The 17,405-nt window shown below is 44.6% G+C and carries 14 protein-coding genes; 7 read left to right on the top strand and 7 right to left on the bottom strand.

Features of this window, described 5'->3' with window-relative positions; all coding sequences use genetic code 11:
- Positions 1-254 precede the first annotated feature (254 nt).
- The 4 genes from P343_RS27605 to menB all read right to left on the bottom strand — a co-directional run bounded on the left by P343_RS27605 (position 255) and on the right by menB (position 4,989).
- On the bottom strand, positions 255-1,691 hold the full coding sequence (locus P343_RS27605; protein WP_023510067.1) for a PH domain-containing protein: 1,437 nt from the start codon (positions 1,689-1,691) through the stop codon (positions 255-257).
- Positions 1,681-2,163, bottom strand: coding sequence for a PH domain-containing protein (locus tag P343_RS27600; RefSeq protein WP_023510066.1), 483 nt, complete (start codon positions 2,161-2,163; stop codon positions 1,681-1,683). The genes P343_RS27605 and P343_RS27600 overlap by 11 nt, the downstream gene beginning before the upstream one ends.
- A 502-nt stretch (positions 2,164-2,665) precedes the next feature.
- Positions 2,666-4,138, bottom strand: a complete 1,473-nt coding sequence (locus tag P343_RS27595) for an o-succinylbenzoate--CoA ligase (RefSeq protein ID WP_023510064.1) — start codon at positions 4,136-4,138, stop codon at positions 2,666-2,668.
- Positions 4,139-4,167: 29 nt separating this feature from the next.
- Positions 4,168-4,989, bottom strand: coding sequence for a 1,4-dihydroxy-2-naphthoyl-CoA synthase (gene menB / locus P343_RS27590; protein WP_023510063.1), 822 nt, complete (start codon positions 4,987-4,989; stop codon positions 4,168-4,170).
- 228 nt (positions 4,990-5,217) lie between these two features.
- Here menB and truA point away from each other — a divergent pair, with 228 nt between their 5' ends.
- Complete coding sequence (gene truA, locus P343_RS27585) at positions 5,218-5,955, top strand: tRNA pseudouridine(38-40) synthase TruA (protein ID WP_023510062.1); 738 nt, start codon at positions 5,218-5,220, stop codon at positions 5,953-5,955.
- 5 nt (positions 5,956-5,960) lie between these two features.
- Here the strand turns inward: truA and P343_RS27580 are convergent, their stop codons facing one another.
- Together P343_RS27580 and P343_RS27575 are read right to left on the bottom strand one after the other, a co-directional pair.
- Positions 5,961-7,652 carry an adenine deaminase C-terminal domain-containing protein gene (locus P343_RS27580; RefSeq protein ID WP_023510061.1) on the bottom strand — a complete coding sequence of 564 codons (1,692 nt, stop codon included), beginning with the start codon at positions 7,650-7,652 and terminating at the stop codon, positions 5,961-5,963.
- A gap of 234 nt (positions 7,653-7,886) precedes the next feature.
- The gene (locus P343_RS27575; protein ID WP_023510060.1) at positions 7,887-9,125 is read right to left on the bottom strand and encodes an MFS transporter; all 1,239 of its coding nucleotides are present in this window, start codon (positions 9,123-9,125) and stop codon (positions 7,887-7,889) included.
- Between the two features lie 351 nt (positions 9,126-9,476).
- On the opposite strand from P343_RS27575, the gene P343_RS27565 reads away from it, so the two are divergent.
- Both P343_RS27565 and P343_RS27560 read left to right on the top strand, forming a co-directional pair.
- Positions 9,477-10,625, top strand: coding sequence for a branched-chain amino acid aminotransferase (locus tag P343_RS27565; RefSeq protein WP_023510058.1), 1,149 nt, complete (start codon positions 9,477-9,479; stop codon positions 10,623-10,625).
- A gap of 141 nt (positions 10,626-10,766) precedes the next feature.
- On the top strand, positions 10,767-11,930 hold the full coding sequence (locus P343_RS27560; RefSeq protein ID WP_031263900.1) for an aminotransferase A: 1,164 nt from the start codon (positions 10,767-10,769) through the stop codon (positions 11,928-11,930).
- 84 nt (positions 11,931-12,014) lie between these two features.
- Here P343_RS27560 and P343_RS27555 read toward each other — a convergent pair whose 3' ends face one another.
- The gene (locus P343_RS27555; RefSeq protein ID WP_023510056.1) at positions 12,015-12,479 is read right to left on the bottom strand and encodes an Hsp20/alpha crystallin family protein; all 465 of its coding nucleotides are present in this window, start codon (positions 12,477-12,479) and stop codon (positions 12,015-12,017) included.
- 287 nt (positions 12,480-12,766) lie between these two features.
- On the opposite strand from P343_RS27555, the gene recQ reads away from it, so the two are divergent.
- The 4 genes from recQ (at position 12,767) to P343_RS27535 (ending at position 17,250) form a co-directional block, all read left to right on the top strand.
- A complete protein-coding gene (recQ, locus tag P343_RS27550) occupies positions 12,767-14,560 on the top strand; it encodes a DNA helicase RecQ (RefSeq protein ID WP_023510054.1) in 1,794 nt (597 codons plus the stop codon).
- Positions 14,561-15,035: 475 nt separating this feature from the next.
- On the top strand, positions 15,036-15,293 hold the full coding sequence (locus P343_RS37180; RefSeq protein WP_023510053.1) for a hypothetical protein: 258 nt from the start codon (positions 15,036-15,038) through the stop codon (positions 15,291-15,293).
- 1 nt (position 15,294) lies between these two features.
- The gene (locus P343_RS27540) at positions 15,295-16,572 is read left to right on the top strand and encodes a glutathionylspermidine synthase family protein (protein ID WP_023510052.1); all 1,278 of its coding nucleotides are present in this window, start codon (positions 15,295-15,297) and stop codon (positions 16,570-16,572) included.
- A gap of 90 nt (positions 16,573-16,662) precedes the next feature.
- Positions 16,663-17,250, top strand: a complete 588-nt coding sequence (locus P343_RS27535; protein WP_023510051.1) for a YdcF family protein — start codon at positions 16,663-16,665, stop codon at positions 17,248-17,250.
- Positions 17,251-17,405: the final 155 nt, after the last annotated feature.

Here is a 17,405-nt window from a genome sequence, read left to right as displayed (position 1 = left end):
GTGATCTACATGTTTCAAGTGTATTATATCAAATAATACACTTCGGTCAATAGGCTTTGAAATAAAAGGGTAACAAACAACTGAAAAATAGAAGTTAGACCGAAGCCTTAAAAAGTTAGGCGTAACAAATGGAAAGTTAGACCGAATCCCAAAAAAGTTAGACCGAAAAGAGGTTTCAAGATAAATTAGCTGTTTTTCGGTAAAAAAAAACTGAGCGAAATTGAATCTCCGCTCAGTACGTCAGTTGCGTCAGTCTATTTAGTTCTGAACCATTGAAAGATGGCACGAGCATCTTGTTCTTCGAGCTGGCGAACGGTAAATGTCTTTCCCGAGGCTGCTCGTATAGTGACACTGCATGAAGCTAAATTCAGTCTGCGCTGAAGGCGTGAATTTTTCTTTGCGAAGGACTGGATGTGGTTTTTCCGCGTGATTGTCGTCGTTTTTGCAAAAAAGCGATTAATAAAAATAAGTCGGTTGTTCTGCAAAGAATAACCTTCCGATCGATAACTGAACCAGAAAAAAATGAAAATCACAGGCAGAGCGATAAAGGCGTATTTTCCCCATGACAATCTCCAGGCAAGAATGGAAACGAAGCTGGTCCAAAAAACAACGGGGAGAATCATTCGGTAAACAGAGCCCCGTACAGGTAAATGATTGAATGTGATCGGTCCGGAAAATCTAGGGATTGCATGCTCAAGAAAAGTGGGGAGCTCTTTTTTGCGAAGCAGTGGAAAAACAAGAACAGATCCGCCGTCACTTTTTTCCAAATCGATACTTCCGCTGCAATCGGCATAAACGGTGCACCAGCCGAACAGTTGTAGTAGCCATTGTTCTTTGATACGGATTGCTTGAACGCGATCCTTTTTATAGGTCTCGTCGCTTGTCTCCACTATCCCGCGATGAATTCTCCACTCCCCATCATATATGGAAAACTTGAATCCTCCCCATCTGAATAATGCTGTAACCAATGAAAACAGCCAGAGCAGGAGAATAGCAAAGCCGATAAGTACAATGATGCCGACCAGAGAGGCGTGTTCAATGTAGCTCAGCGAGCGGCCGCGTATGCTTTTCGGTACGAGATCATCTGCCTGAGACCAGAGGCCGAATACTGCGGCCAGCATGACGCCGATTTTGGAAGATAAGAGAGAGGCGGCCAGCAGACGCTTACCGGATAATGCATAGACTTTTTTTGGTGACTCATCGACGATCGGAGTCTCTGCCAACGCTTCTTCAGAAAGAAACTGGACTTGCTGCGTCTTTCCGCGGCTGACTTGCGCTTTAATATGCTCCGCTTCCTCACGTTTTAGGGCAGAAAGGACGATGTCTCCTTTGAACGCGGGATCCGCGGTATCGAACTTTAATTGAACCACCCCGAGCAGACGCAGCAGCAGATTCGTTTTAATTTGAACCGACTGAATACGCTGAATGCGAATATAGCGGTCATTACGTACCAGCACACCGGAACGGATATGAAATTGGTCGTCAACAAACTCATATTTGAAACGTAGCCATTTAAAAAAGTTAAAGACTAAAATAATGACTGGAATAATGATGACGTACCCGAAAAGGTCGTCTAAATGGCGGACGCCCCAGAAAAATCCAAATCCAAGAGGAACAATGATACTCCATAGTGTTGAGACAGCATCATTGAAAATAGCGAAAAAGTGGAGATGTTTGCCGTTAGAGTTCATTCGCAGGGTTCTCCTTAATCAGCTCTGAAATCTGGTCGCGAAGAGCAATCGCTTCTGTTTCCTCCAAAGCGGGAATTTCATGAACGCCTGCTGCTGTAGTGACAGAAACAGCGGTTAGATGGTGTTTACGTAACAATGGACCTTGCTCCGTTTCCACATTTTGTACACGTGTAAAAGGAATAACGGTCTGCTTGATAATGATAATGCCATCTTGAATAAGCAAATCTTCTTTTCGGATCGCATAGAAAAAAGTTCGGTAGCTGATTTTTGGAAAGACTACGGCAAAAAGGATAAGCTGAAGAACGTTGAGGGTTGCGAGTACAGCTACGATATAGAATAGAAAATGTGGCCAGTGAAGGAAGAGAATACTTGCGGCACATCCGCCGATTATGAGCCAGCAAATGATGTGGGTCATGATGGCTCTTTGGCGCCAGATCGTAATAATACCCGAATTTAATTGTCTTTTTTCCAAATAGTGTCTCACCTTTCGTAGATACTGAGGCAATAAATGAGTCTTTTTGAGAGACTTTGGTAACATGCAACAGCCATATTTTGTTAATCTATAAAAATTATAACATGAGTTATTAGAGAAAAAGAAAGGGAATAAGTAGATTTAAGGCATATTGATGACGGCTCGTTTTCTGGGGAGAGGAGCAAGTACCGTAACGATCAATCAAATCAAATGAAAATAATGGAAGTTTATAAGTTGCAGGAAATCATCGCATTTTGTCGAATATTTATATAAATAGAATGAAGGGAGGTTACCGCAATGGATGCATGTCCTCATTACAATGGATATAGAAGTGCTTTAGTCACCAGAAAATTGGGATCAGGCCATTATTCTGTGAGGAGGATCAAGTGCCCAGTATGTCATGCTGATATAGAAGTAATTTTCCGTGACGAAGTAAAAATTAAAAAAATCGCTCACTTTGAATAAAAAAACCGGGCTCAGCCCGGTTTTCATCTGTCGACATTTACTGATTCATTTTTTCATAGTCCTCGTAAAGCTTGCGTCTTACCAATTTGTGCGACGCGTTTTCTGGAAGCTTATCAATTGTGAAAATGCGTTTCGGCACTTTATAAGCAGCTAAATGCGCTTTACAGCTTGCAATAAGATCCGTCTCTGAAAACGTTGCTCCCTCTTTCAAGCGAACAAAAGCGACCGGTACTTGTCCCCACTTTTTGTCCGGCACACCGATTACACCTGCTCCGCGAATGGCAGCACAACCATTTAAAAAGGATTCGACTTCGGCTGGATAAATATTTTCGCCGCCGGAAATAATTAAATCCTTTCTGCGGTCCAGTACGAACAGGAAACCATCTTCATCTAGATAACCGATATCCCCAGTGCGAAACCATTCATTGTCAAAGTCATTCTCCGTAGCTTCAGCATTGTTTAAATAATGACTGAAAACGGTCGGTCCTTTCACCATAATTTCTCCCGGTTCACGTGGTGCAGCTTCATGTTCATTCAAAGAAATCCGGATTTGGATAGGAAAAAGCGGTTTTCCTGCTGATCCTGCCTTATCGAGCATATATTCCGGTGGCAATGTTGCCGCCTGCGATGCAGTTTCACTCATTCCATAGGTTTGATAAATCGGCATCTGCTGATCCAGACAACGCTGAAGCAATTGCTCGGGAACAGGTCCGCCGCCAAGCAGTACACAGCGTAAGGATTCAGGATAGGTATTTTCGCCCAGTTGATCGATCATCCGCTGAAGCATCGAAGCAACGACAGAAATGTGAGTAATCCCGCCGGAAATGATCAACTGATTGACCGTCTCCGGAGAAAATTTTTCACACAAATACACCGGCATGCCGTAAATGACGCTTTTCATTAAAATCGACAAGCCACTTACATGAAAAAGTGGTACGCAGCAGAGCCATTGATCACTCGGTGACATACCGAGATTTATTAATGAAGCATTGGCGCTCCACCAATGATTCCCATTGGTGAGCACCACACCTTTCGGCCGCCCGGTCGTTCCCGAAGTGAAAATCACAGTGCAGGGATCGTCTAAACGAACTTCCGGATTGAATTCGGCGAGGGGCATCTCTTGCTGCTCCAATTCAGCTGCCAGCAAAACTGTACAGCCTGTCCGTGCACGGACTTTTACCGCTTGATCATAAAAAGTCTGATCGGTGATCAGTATGCTGCATTCACTATCTTGAAGCTGCTGTGTCAGTTCGTCCTCCGACAATCGAGTGTTGAGCGGAACCATGACGGCTCCGGCCATCATCAACGCATGAGTGATGACCGCACAGGTAAGTGTATTTGCTTGCAGTGAGGCGACATGTGCCAATGGCCTAATTCCTAAAGCCTGAATTGATGAAGCCGTCTGCCGAACACGCGCATATAATTGGTGGAAAGTGAGTCGTTCATTCTTCGTCTCCAATGCAAGCCGATCCGGAGTCAGCTGCGCGCGTTGAGCGAGCCATTGCGGCATAGATATGCCTGACTTCCTCTTTTCCGGGATCATGGAAACTTAGGAAACTGGCTGAAATCAGGATCGCGTTTTTCTTTAAAAGCGTCGCGTCCCTCTTTCGCTTCATCCGTTGTGTAATAGAGAAGGGTTGCGTCTCCGCCGAACTGTTGCAGACCGGCAAGTCCATCCGTATCCGCGTTAAACGATGCTTTTAGGAATCTAAGCGCCGTAGCACTCTTTGACAACATTTCCTTCGCCCATTTCACCGTTTCTTCTTCCAGCTGTTCCAATGGAACCACAGTGTTAGCCATGCCCATGTCGAGTGCTTGCTGTGCATTGTACTGGCGGCACAGGTACCAAATTTCACGCGCTTTTTTGTGACCGACAATGCGTGCCAGATAGCCTGCCCCGTACCCAGCATCGAAACTGCCGACTTTTGGACCGGTCTGTCCAAAGATTGCATTATCTGCGGCGATCGTCAGGTCACAGACAACTTGAAGGACATTTCCGCCGCCAATCGCATATCCGGCAACCATCGCGATCACAGGTTTCGGAATAATGCGAATCAGGTGCTGCAGGTCGAGCACATTCAGGCGCGGAATGTTGTCTTTTCCAACATATCCGCCGTTTCCGCGCACTTTCTGATCCCCGCCGGAACAGAAGGCTTTCGTGCCTGCACCGGTAAGAATAATGACGCCGATAGAAGCATCGTCGCGCGCCCGGGCAAACGCGTCAATCATTTCTACAACTGTATTCGGTGTGAACGCATTCCGCACATGCGGACGATTAATCGTAATCTTGGCAATTCCTTCGTATGTTTCAAAGAGAATGTCTTCATAGTCTTTGACTTTTTGCCATTCAAAAGAGGACATGATTCCACCTGGCCTTCTGAAAAATTGATTGATTTGTCATCATTTTGTCAAAAGTGACACACATATTGTAGCACATTTTGTCAGCTTTTCTCAGGGATGATTCCTAGAAACAGATTCAGAGGCTGAGCGAAAAATGAGAACAGAGCATGCAATTGACAGAAGGATTGAATTTGGGAGACAATGCGTAGGACATTAAGTCAAGATTCCCGTGTACAGAAGGAGCAAAACATGAACAATTACAAACTAACGATCCAATATGACGGCGGCCGCTATAAAGGCTGGCAGCGCCTTGGTGATGAAAAAAATACGATTCAGGGGAAAATAGAAAATGTGCTGTCAGCGATGGAAGGAAGCTCGGTTGAGATCGTTGGCTGCAGTAGAACGGATGCTGGTGTTCACGCGCTTGCTCAAGTTGCCAATTTTAAGAGTCAAAGGGATTTATCCGAGCAGGAGATCAAGGATTATCTGAATCACCAACTGCCTCAGGACATCAGCGTGCTGGATGTCGCGAGTGTTCCCGAACGTTTCCATGCTCGTTACAATGCCAAGGAGAAAACTTATTTATATAAAATTTGGAATGAGTCGCAAAGCCATCCATTTATGAGAAAATACAGTATGCATATTGAGCAAAAGCTGGATCTAACGAGCATGAAGCAAGCCGGAGCCTTTTTTATCGGCGAGCATGATTTTACGGCCTATGCCAATGCCAAGTCCAAGAAAAAATCGGCAGTGCGGACCATATCTGCCGTTAAAATTGAAGAACGTGACGGACTCATTGAGATTCGATTGACCGGCGACGCTTTTCTTTACAACATGGCTAGAAAAGTAGTCGGCACGTTGATCGAAGTCGGGATCGGCTCTATTGACGCAACGACAATTCCGCAAATTTTGGCATCAAAAGAGCGAATTCAAACAGGCCGCATGGCCGAAGCCTGCGGTCTGTATTTGGAAAAGATCAATTATTAAGATGCTCACTGGGTTGGCGCAATAATTTTGGCGGATTTGATGTCTATGATTCCTTCTGGAGTCAGTCGGACATAAGGAAGATGTAACTCAGTCAGGAAAAACAGGCAGAAGAACGGATCGTCAAAGGCGAATCCGCTCTTTTTCATGTGATCCATGAATTGTTCGGCCTCTAAGCTCAGCGCACCAATCGACTTATTGCTCATGACGCCGAGCATATCGAGGCTGATTGAGAGGGCGCGCGTTTCGTCGAACTGCGCTGTGATGCCTTGAAATCCGTCCAAGATTTTCTGATAAGCGTTCGCCATTGCCTGCTTGTCCTGTCCAATGAGCAGAATGTCTCCCGAAGCGCAGTAGGTGCTGCCTAGTGCGCGGAGGGCGTGCGAAAAGTTCTTGATCCGTGTGTTTAAATACATGCCGTTTGATCGGCAGATATAAGTTAATAAGCACTCATTTTCCGCGAGTTCGCTGTCCGGTGCAAAAGAATAGGGGTGGGTAATGACACTGTTCTGCAATTCAATACCTACAGAAGTTGTCTGCTGCAGTGGACAAGCGTCCGGAAGATGCGTGAGATCGGCTCGATTTGAGTAATGCTCCAATGAAAAAGTGGATGGCTGCATCACTTTTTCTTCATCACGTACGATCCATTTGCCTTCAAAAAGAACGTTCGTCGGTTCCGGTTTCTCTAGAGATTCTAGAATATTGATATCCGCAATCCTTCCAGGAGCCAAGCTGCCCACCGTATCATCCATGCGGTAGTACACGGCAGGATTCAAGGTGGCCATGCGATAGGCATCAGGCATCGAAATGCCGCAGTCCATGACCTGCTTAATCATCGCCGCATGTGTCGCCTGCTTCAAGAAGGGGAGCGAGGCACCGTCATTCGTCAGCATAATTTTGGACAAATCAAGTCCCGGTTGGGTTGCCAACTCATTCATAATCACCGGAAGATCCGGCCGAATAGACGAATAACGGATCGCCGTGTAGTAGCCCAGATTCAGCCTGTTGATGACATCTGCCGCGGTCATGGATTCATGGTCGGCGGAAACGCCGCCTGCCGCAAACAGATTCAACGTATTGACAGACGATCCGGGCAAGTGGCTTTCCATCCGCTTTTCTGAGTGTCTCACTGCAAAAAGTTTTTCGTATAAATCGGGTGAGCCGAATTTAAGCGGCAGCCAGTGACTGAGTTCCCCGCCTTGCATCACGAGCGGATTATTCAACCAGCCGCTAAGCGTATCGATTTCGGCAGGATTCCCCTCCTCAAAATAAGCCCACCAAAGCCAAGTATGCAAGCCTGTTTGATTTAATGCATGTACAAAAGCATTCAATTCTTTTTCATTAAAATGAGCCATGAAAAGGCTGTTATCATTGACTGAGATCATCGTTCCCTTCTCTGTCAAATAGCTTCCTAATGTCAGCGGATTGTATAGCAGGAACGGATGAGCATGAGGTTCGATATAGGCAGGTACCATAATTTGATGATCTTTTAAACGGCAAACCTCCGTCTCATCCGAGAGTAACGGTGTATCCTGTCCAACATAGGCGATTCGATCACCGCACAACCAGACATTTTCCCTCTGTACAATTCCTGAGTAGACATGCAGTACGTTGACGTTTGGAAAGTACATGGTTGCCGGCACTTTTTTACGGGCAGTATCGATCAATCGGCAATGCATTTCATAAGTTAATGGATTCATATGCTCACATCACAATCCTAAGTCATCTCTAAGATTTCAGCTTAATGCCTCTATTATACAGAGGCTTGTCCTACTTTTCATTGTATCATGCTGTCATCGCTTACGTTTTCGGCAGTCCCTCAAGCTTAGAGTTAATGTTATTTTTTAAAGACCGATATTGGAACAGCTATTGAATGATTTCCTTTCGACAGCACAAAAAAAGCCCACGCGGAGTGGTCCACGCAAGCTTAAAATTTATTTATATCGAGCACGTCGCGAGGCAATTGCCGGCCGTGTATGATACCATCGTTTGACGCTCAAAATCGGACGCCCGCTGCGCAAGCGGTTAATGACAAGCAGGAAGATCAAGTATGCGGTCGCGATGCTAACGATATACCACAATGTCAACGTCATGCCGGCGCGATCAATCGCAAAACCGGTGAGTGCCGGAAATATGGCGGAGCCAAGTCCTGACAGCCCGGAAATGATCGGTGTGACCAAATGTGCGCTGTTCGGAATCGAGTAATTCGCATAGACAAGTGTGATGGAATAAATACCGGACATCATCAACCCAAGTGTGCCGACAAAGATATAACCCATTAAAGCATTTTTCAAAACAATAAACAAAACAAGTGAAACAATAGATCCGATGATATTCATCAGCAGGTACGTGCTGTACGTGAGTTTGCGAATGATAATCGCCGTTGCCGCGCGCCCGATGACCATTGCACCCCAGAAGATGCCGACGCTGATGGACGCATAATAAGCGGCCTGGTTCAAATAGTGAATGAAAATTGACGACATAAAGTTGTTCAAGCTGCCTTCAAGACCGCCATATAGAAAGACGATCAAGGCGAACAGTCCAAGCACGATCCATTTCAAATTCGCACTCAGGGGGCGCTGCGCGTCACTCGATCCGGACGCATCCAATGGTTCACCTTGGTCCACAGCTTGCTTGGAATAGGAAATCCGTGTCCAGACGATAGCGAGTACGACCGCGAGAACAGCAGTGAGTACAAACAGATATCGCCAGATGCCATGAGCGATGAAGAAGCTGGCAAGCAGCGGCATGGTAAAGGCGCCGAGACCAAAAGATACTTCCAAATAACTCATTGCGACAGCCTGCCGCCCGATGAACACCTCGATGAACATCGTCGCGACAACAATACCAATCGCGGCCGATCCGACACTATTAATAAAGTAAAGTGTCATAAACAGCGGGAATGGCGGGAGCAGCAGGATGCTGAACTGTGCAAAGGCAATCACGAGTGCAGAAATGGTTAAAATCGGTTTCGGCTGAAAACGGCGATTCAGCCATGAAGTGAGCAGAACGCCTGTAAGAAAGCCCATCGCGCCAACGAAAATCAGCCTTCCGCCAATTGTGTATGAAACGTGGTAATAGTTTAAGAGTTCAGGCATCACAGATCCGATTGAAATAGCAGTCAGTCCGGTCAGAAAATACAGGGCACAAGAGGCAAAGGTAAATTGGCGCATGGAATGGCGCTCCTTTCAAATAAAGATTAAGAAAGAAGCGTCGTCGAATTTCAACGCGCCTCTTCAAGTCAACTCAGAACATTGTAACAGGGTAGAACAAACAATAGAAGAGGTTCGTGTGCTTTTTTTATATTTTTTACAATTCGTATCACTTACGGTACATTTCAAGCCTGTAATCGATGCTGCCAGTCGAATAACAGTGGAATATATAAAGATAATATTATTGGAAACTTTTTTTCACCATGTGTAAATTTTTCGGCGCTTAAGAGTGAATGTTTGGGCATTGTAGCGTAATATGGATCGGATTGTTATAATCAAGCTAAGAAAACAAATTTTAGGAGGATTCGAATCATGGGGCAGTCGATCACGTTCCATAAAGCTGATCAGTTAAAAGCGAAGCCGGACGCAGGACAACTGGGTTTTGGTAAATATTTTACAGATTATATGTTCGAAATGGATTATTCGGCAGAAGAGGGCTGGCATGATCCGAGAATTGTTCCGTATGGCCCCATTTCACTGGATCCGGCGGCGACGATCTTTCATTATGGCCAGGAAGTCTTTGAAGGATTGAAAGCGTATCGAACGGAAGACGGACGGATCTTACTGTTCCGGCCGGATAAGAATATGGAACGCATGAACCAGTCATGTGCGCGGCTTAATATCCCGGAAATTGATGAGAAATTTGTGATTAAAGCAATTAAGAAACTTGTTGCGGTTGAAAAGGACTGGATTCCGTCGCAGTCGGGACAGTCTCTGTATATTCGTCCCTTCATTATTGGTACGGATCCGGCACTCGGTGTGCATCCTTCAAATACTTATAAGCTTTTGATCATTTTGTCCCCTGTCGGATCTTACTTTGGAAATTCAATACACCCTGTGAAAATTTACGTGGAAGATGAATTTGTCCGCGCGGTTAAGGGCGGCGTCGGCTATGCCAAAACATCCGGAAACTACGCAGCGAGTCTCAAAGCACAGACAAAATCGGAAGAACTTGGTTTCGATCAGGTGCTATGGCTGGATGGTGTAGAACACAAATACATTGAAGAAGTCGGCAGCATGAACATCTTTTTCAAAATTGAGGATGAGGTGTGGACACCGGCGTTGAACGGCAGTATCCTGCCCGGCGTAACCCGCAACTCGGTGATTGGTTTGCTCAAACATTGGGGCATCACCGTGAAGGAAAAGAAAATATCTGTAAGAAAACTGTTTAAAAAAGCGGAAAAGCAGAAGCTTCTAGAAGTTTTTGGAACCGGTACGGCAGCCGTTATTTCTCCGGTCGGCTTTCTTAAATGGGAAGACAAAGTTATCAAAGTGGGCAACGGTGAAATCGGTGAACTGTCTCAGAAGCTTTACGATACATTAACTGGCATACAGACAGGAAAAAGTGAAGACCAGTTGGGCTGGACACAGGAAGTTAAAATCGAAAAAGAAGAAGTCAAAGAAAAGGCAGTAGACAAGGCAGAAGAAAAAGCAGAAAAAAAACCTGCTGTGACCGAATAACCGCGTCTGAATGGAAAGCCTTCGCGTGAATCACGGCGCGCAGGCTTTTTCTGTACCTTTTTCTATGTACGACATGTTTGAATAATTTTGAACGGCAGGTACTTGATCAGCTTTGGGGGAGTGAGAACATTCATGACATTGATGGAAGAACGAATCAATGGACGTGTCCGCGCGATTCAGATCAGCGGCATTCGCCAATTTTTTAATAAAGTTAAGGACTATCCGGGTGCAGTATCATTGACAATCGGACAGCCTGATTTTCCAACGCCGGAACATGTGAAGGAAGCCGGAAAGGCGGCAATTGATCACGACAAAACGACCTATACGGCGAATGCAGGCCTTCTCGAATTGAGACAGGCAATCTCCGGTTATGTCGCTGAAAAATATGAGCTTCATTATCTGCCGGAATCAGAGATCATCACAACAATTGGGGCCAGTGAAGCGATTGATCTCGCGTTTCGTACCCTTTTGGAAACCGGTGACGAAGTCATTCTTCCCGGACCGGCCTATCCGGGCTATGCGGCGCCGATCACGTTGGCTGGAGGAGTACCTGTCTACGTTGACACTCGCGAGACGGACTTTAAAATGACGGCAGAGCAGATTGCCGATCATCTGAGTGAAAAAACTAAGGCTGTTGTACTTCCTTATCCCTCAAATCCAACGGGATGTATGCTGAATGAATCGGAAATCGCTGCAATCGCTAAGGTACTCAAAGACAAATCCGTCTTTGTCGTCTCAGATGAAATTTACAGCGAACTCACCTATGGGCAGAAGCATGTCTCAATCGCAACGTTCCCAGGCATGAAGGAAAAAACCATTGTCATTAACGGCTTATCGAAATCACACTCCATGACCGGCTGGCGTATGGGCTACATACTGGCAGACAAGCCGATTGCTGATCAGCTGATTAAGGTGCATCAGTATGGTATTTCCTGCATCACGAGTATCACCCAATACGCAGCTATCGAAGCACTAACTGTGGGAAAGAATGATGCAGAACCCATGCGCTTGGCTTACAAGGAACGGCTCGACTATGTGATCGGAAGGCTTGAAGGAATGGGAATCGATGTTGTGCGGCCTTCAGGTGCATTTTATGTGTTTCCATCGATTAAAAAATTCGGGCTGTCGTCGGAAGAATTTGCGCTGCAACTTCTGGATAAAGAACGGCTTGCGGCTGTCCCAGGCAGCGCGTTTTCATCTTATGGAGAAGGCTACTTGCGTTTGTCTTATGCCTATTCGATGGATGTATTGAAGGACGGATTGGATCGACTGGAACGTTTCGTCTCAAGATTTTCAAATAAATAAAAAGTAAATGGATATACCAATTGTTACGGAAAGTGCACGAAAAAGAGAACCGGTAGGCAAATTTGTCTCCGGTTCTCTTTCTCTTTAATCTATGGATAGGGTATGGCCGGTTTTCGGAAGCTTAGGTCCATGGATTTTCAGTACCCCATTTGTATAGGCTGCCTGAGTCCGTGATCGGTCAATTCTGTAAGGCAGTGTGACAATCCGTTCAGCATGATCAAATCGACGTTCATGAGAATAGACGCCCGACTCTTGGTGCTGGGATTCCATCTCTACGTCATTTTCCACGGTGATTTTTACACGGTCACCAAGAAGCTCAATATGAATGCTTTCCCGATCCGCGCCTGGAAGTTCAGCCTCAACTACCCATTCATCTTTTGTGTCGTAGAGTCTGACCGGAAAACCGCCGACGAATGAATGGTTATTGAAGAATTCATCGATTGACTTCAGCACACCGCCAAAAGGATTGCTCTGAAAAAAAGCATCGAGCTCATCCAATGGACGCCTTTTGATCGGCTGCTGGGGTTTTTGAGGATCCTTGTTGTCCATAATGGTTTCACCTCTTCAATACTTTTCTTACATCAGCATATGAGAAAGGATGTCTTTTGTTTCATGGATTTAAGTGAACGGGTGTCAAAATGCGGTCAAATGCTGATTGCGCCATCTGGAAATAATGGTGAGCAAATGGAGGACAAACGCAGATATACGGAAAAGTCGAAAATCAATTTGTGATTGTCCTTCTAAGTGCGTTCGTTTCTGCTTTCAGCCAAACATTTTATGTTAAGATGGATCTAGTACTTTAACGGACAAGCACGGATTCGAAGGTGGTTTCATCAATGATCGACGCAGCTTATAAAGCGCTGAAAAATTATTTTGGCTATGACCAGTTTCGAACAGGGCAGGATCAGATCATTTCCCGGTTGCTGGACGGTCTAGATACAGTCGGTATTATGCCGACAGGCGGGGGAAAATCGCTCTGCTATCAAATCCCCGCACTGCTTTTTCCAGGGATTACGCTCGTGATCTCGCCGCTGATTTCTTTGATGAAGGATCAGGTCGATGCGTTGGGCAATGCAGGAATTCAGGCGACCTACATTAACAGTTCGCTATCCTTTTCTGAAGGAAGAGAGCGGCTCACAGGGGCGGCTCGTGGCGAATACAAACTGGTTTATATCGCTCCAGAACGTTTGGAAGTTCCTGATTTTGTTCACACGCTGGAGCGGATGAATGTGTCGCTGGTGGCAATTGATGAAGCTCACTGCATTTCACAATGGGGCCATGATTTTCGACCAAGTTATCGCTCCATTCCAGCGATGATTGATCGTTTCGTGCGCAAACCGGCGGTGGTCGCCTTGACGGCCACTGCTACGCCGAATGTGACGGAAGATATTCGTCACCTCTTAGGCATTTCCCCAGAAGGTGTGGTTGTTACCGGATTCGCGCGTGACAATCTGAATTTTCAAGTGATCCGTGGCCAGAATGCTGACGTTTTTCTGCTGGATTATTTAAAGGAGAACCGCGATCAGCCGGGAATTATTTACGCAGCGACGCGCAAAGAAGTCGATCGACTATATGAGCGCTTATCACGAAATGGATTAGCTGTGGGAAGGTATCACGCGGGTCTATCCGGACAAGAGCGAGCATCCAGCCAGGAACGCTTTCTTTATGATGACTTGACGGTACTTGTTGCCACCAACGCATTCGGGATGGGCATCAATAAATCCAATGTCCGGTTCGTTATTCATTACAACATGCCGCGCAATATTGAAGCCTACTATCAGGAAGCAGGGCGCGCTGGCCGCGATGGCGAGAAAAGTGACTGCATCCTTCTTTTCTCCCCGCAGGACATCAGGCTTCAAAAATTCTTTATTGATCAATCCGAAATGGATGAATCATTGATAAAAGCGGAATACCAGAAGCTCGATCAAATGATTGGCTACTGTCATACGGAAACCTGCCTGCAGACTTATATTCTGCGTTATTTCGGTGAGCAGGAATTTGAGAATTGTGGTCATTGCGGAAATTGTCTCGACACCCGTGAAAAATCGGACGTAACGGTTGATGCGCAAAAAGTCATGTCCTGTGTGAAGCGGCTACGCGAACGCTATGGTAAGACAATGGTTGCTAAGGTACTGTCAGGTGCAGAGGATCAAAAAGTGCTGCAATTTCAGCTCAACCGCTTGCCCACATACGGCATTATGAAGGATCGGACACAGAAGAATATCAGTGAATTTATTGATTTCTTGACTGCGGAACAGTTTTTGGTGCAGCAAGGCGGTGCCTATCCGACTTTGGCGCTGAGTGAAAGAGCTGTTCCCGTGCTCAAGGGTGAGGCCAAAGTTTATAAAAAGGGACGTGTTCGTGCAGAACGGATCGTCGTTGATGACGCGCTGTTTGAGGTGTTAAAAACTGTTCGCAAAGCGCTCGCCCAAAAAGAATTTGTCCCGCCGTATATTATTTTTTCCGATCAGTCAATGCGTGAGATGAGCGCCAGACTTCCGGCTACCGATCACGATTTTCTGATGATTAAAGGCGTTGGCCAGCAAAAGCTTGAAAAATATGGACAAGCCTTCATGGAAGCGATCGCTGCGTATGAAGCAGAGCATTCAGAACCAAAAGAGCCAGTTTGAAGAAATCCAGGTCTATGAGTGGTTCATTGGAATTGTGAATCGTTGATAGAGTCTACAAAACAAGTATGGAAGTGATGAGTATGTAGTAAGTGAAAATTAAAAAACATAGTTTCATGTGTCTGTTAATAACTTGGATAAGGATTTTACCATATTATGAAAATTGCTTGGTATGCGTCCAGACTTACGATTTAAATATCCAGCAATGCACCTTGAATGAACCTCAATTCGTGATTTCCTCGCTTATTTTGAACAAATCCATGTGAAGATAATAAGAGAACCACTGAGTGTACCAACTGGTAAAAAGGTAATAGACAAACATCCCGACGGTCTTATTGCGGAATATGTTAAGTATCATTCTTCCAAAGTAAAATGAATCAATCTGATAAAAAAATATAATCTAAGTTCAATTTCGCAAAACGTGATTTACTGGGAAGTTGACAGCTAACACGCATTAAAAAAAATGGAGGATTAGCAGATGAAAATATCAAAAGGGAAAATGGCAATGGTCGCTGCGTCTCTAGGTTTAGCTTTAGTTGTTGGGGGCTGCACTCAGGAAACGAATGACTCGAATAATGATAGCAGCAGTAGCAGCGGAGCAACCGGGCGCTATGTACCCGTTCACAATTCTGGGGTTAATTCTTCGGATGAGGGGAAAGCAAGTACAAAAACCGGCGCTACAAAAGGGACTAATGGTATCGGCGCTACTCACGGAACGGGACACGTTGGTGGTTAATATGCCGGAAAAAACAGCATTAGAAAAAAACCTAAGTAGTTGGTATCAACTTCACTACCAGATGAGCGAGCAGGGCTTTGATTGGGGCATGGTTCCGGAGAAGAACAGTTATAAGCAGTACATGACATTGACCATGCGCCATTTAACTAAAAATCAATGGAACGCTATTCAACGAGCGACAAGGGAATTAGGCAGCATCTTTAATAAAACGTATCATTATTTCATGAAAAATAAGCGTTTAATAGAAAATCTCGGTATGCCTCAGTTCCTTGCACAATCATGTTGCCGCTCGATGGAACAGGAATGGTTCAGCTTAATCACGCGCTTTGATTTTATACTGAGTGACAATCGAATTAAACTTTGTGAAGCAAACACAGCTACTCCCCAAGGACTTCCTGAATCCCATATTGCTAACCAGATCCTATGTGATTATTATGGGTTACGTTCTCCAAACAAGATTAAAGAAAACCTATCAAAAATGTGGGAACACTATTTTCAGTCTCATAAAGAGATTCGTTCAGATGAGCCACTATATTGCACAACATATAAATGGTTTTCTGAAGACTTCAATACAGCTACGTTTATTGCTCGATGTGCCAGGGACGGACGTGAAATACGCTTCATCCCACTGGAAAAATTATCTGTAGATGAACGTGGGGTTTATGACGAAAAAGGTCAGCAGATACGGTTACTGTACATGCTTTATCCAATGGAATTCCTTCCGTATGACACCGATAAACAGGGAAAGAAAATCGGCAATATATTTCTCGATCTGATCGCTCAACAAAAAATAAACGTCATTAATCCCTTGTCAGCAACGATTATGCAGTCAAAAAATGTTCTTGCTGATATTTGGAAACTGCACATGGATCAATCAGATCTATTTACTGATTCAGAACATGAGTCAATTGAAAAATATTTTATACCGACATACCGTTTTGATAAGAACAAAATGGATGACTATTTTGCAAAATTAGGAGAAACGATTGTTATCAAGCCAGTGCTTGGCCGTGAAGGGAAAGGCGTTCGCATTGTAACAAGGGAATCTGTTGAAAAAATACGAATTGATTATGATGACAAGTGGTATGATACGCAGCCCTTTATCGTTCAGCAATATGAAGAACTGCCGGATCAAATCGTAGATACATGGTCTGGAAAAGAAATCGGGAAAATGATTTGTGGTTCCTATCTTATTGACAACAAATCTAGTGGAATTTATTTACGTGTTGATGAAAAAATAACCGGTGACGATTGTTATTGGATAGGAGTAACCATCTAAATACGACTACACTGGTGAATAGTAGACGGACACTGCTCAAATTAGAACTAATTTAATAACCGAGCAAATGGGTAGGAGGATGATGCTTCGATGCTAATTGTATATATTTTATTAGCAATATTTTTATACTTAGTGTTCTTGATTGTAGCAACCAGATGCTATTTTAAAAAGAAGCCCTATAATGACGGACAAAAAAAAGATGTTTTAATTGTACTAGGTTACCCCACAAAAAAAGATGGAAGCGTATCAGTGATTTTAAGAGAGAGAGTAAATAGGGCGGTACAACTTTATCATGAAGGAATTTCTAACACCATCATTTGCTCTGGTGCGGCCGCCCATAATGACTTTATTGAAGCCGACGTCATGGCACAAGCTCTGATTGATCAAGGAGTTCCTAATAACTGTATCATTCGTGAAAGACACTCCAAAAGTACATATCAGAATATAGTAAACTCAAAAAAAATCATGCAGAGAATGAAGCTGAATTCGGCAGTCATTGTATCCTCTCCATGGCATTTACGCAAAGCCAGTTCATATGCAATTAAGCTGGGAATTAATCACACTGTTGAAAAATCAAAACTCCCACGTGAGTATCTAATCATAGGTATTGGTATGATTTATATTTTTGAATACACACGGATGCTGATAACCCATTGGCGATATTCACAAGTTAAGTAAATGGAAGTTACGCAGTCCGACCCTACTGCGCAACATCACCTGTCCTCAGTAAAGGACATTTTTGTCCAGTAAACAACTTTATTGTTTAGTAAAGAACTTTATTGTCTGGATACAGCTGATCTATGGGTGCTTGGACATCAATGCCCTCACCGTCA

The sequence above is a fragment of the Sporolactobacillus laevolacticus DSM 442 genome, assembly GCF_000497245.1.
GTDB classification, from domain to species: domain Bacteria; phylum Bacillota; class Bacilli; order Bacillales; family Sporolactobacillaceae; genus Sporolactobacillus; species Sporolactobacillus laevolacticus.
Note: the sequence above shows the minus strand (reverse complement) of the source record. Positions and strands in the feature narration are given on the sequence as shown.

Coding starts and splice junctions, on each gene's coding strand:
- P343_RS27605 (WP_023510067.1), bottom strand. CDS start 1,691: ATGAACTCTAACGGCAAACATCTCCACTTTTTCGCTATTTTCAATGAT.
- P343_RS27595 (WP_023510064.1), bottom strand. CDS start 4,138: ATGCCGCAATGGCTCGCTCAACGCGCGCAGCTGACTCCGGATCGGCTT.
- menB (WP_023510063.1), bottom strand. CDS start 4,989: ATGTCCTCTTTTGAATGGCAAAAAGTCAAAGACTATGAAGACATTCTC.
- truA (WP_023510062.1), top strand. CDS start 5,218: ATGAACAATTACAAACTAACGATCCAATATGACGGCGGCCGCTATAAA.
- P343_RS27580 (WP_023510061.1), bottom strand. CDS start 7,652: ATGAATCCATTAACTTATGAAATGCATTGCCGATTGATCGATACTGCC.
- P343_RS27575 (WP_023510060.1), bottom strand. CDS start 9,125: ATGCGCCAATTTACCTTTGCCTCTTGTGCCCTGTATTTTCTGACCGGA.
- P343_RS27565 (WP_023510058.1), top strand. CDS start 9,477: ATGGGGCAGTCGATCACGTTCCATAAAGCTGATCAGTTAAAAGCGAAG.
- P343_RS27560 (WP_031263900.1), top strand. CDS start 10,767: ATGGAAGAACGAATCAATGGACGTGTCCGCGCGATTCAGATCAGCGGC.
- P343_RS27555 (WP_023510056.1), bottom strand. CDS start 12,479: ATGGACAACAAGGATCCTCAAAAACCCCAGCAGCCGATCAAAAGGCGT.
- recQ (WP_023510054.1), top strand. CDS start 12,767: ATGATCGACGCAGCTTATAAAGCGCTGAAAAATTATTTTGGCTATGAC.
- P343_RS37180 (WP_023510053.1), top strand. CDS start 15,036: ATGAAAATATCAAAAGGGAAAATGGCAATGGTCGCTGCGTCTCTAGGT.
- P343_RS27540 (WP_023510052.1), top strand. CDS start 15,295: ATGCCGGAAAAAACAGCATTAGAAAAAAACCTAAGTAGTTGGTATCAA.
- P343_RS27535 (WP_023510051.1), top strand. CDS start 16,663: ATGCTAATTGTATATATTTTATTAGCAATATTTTTATACTTAGTGTTC.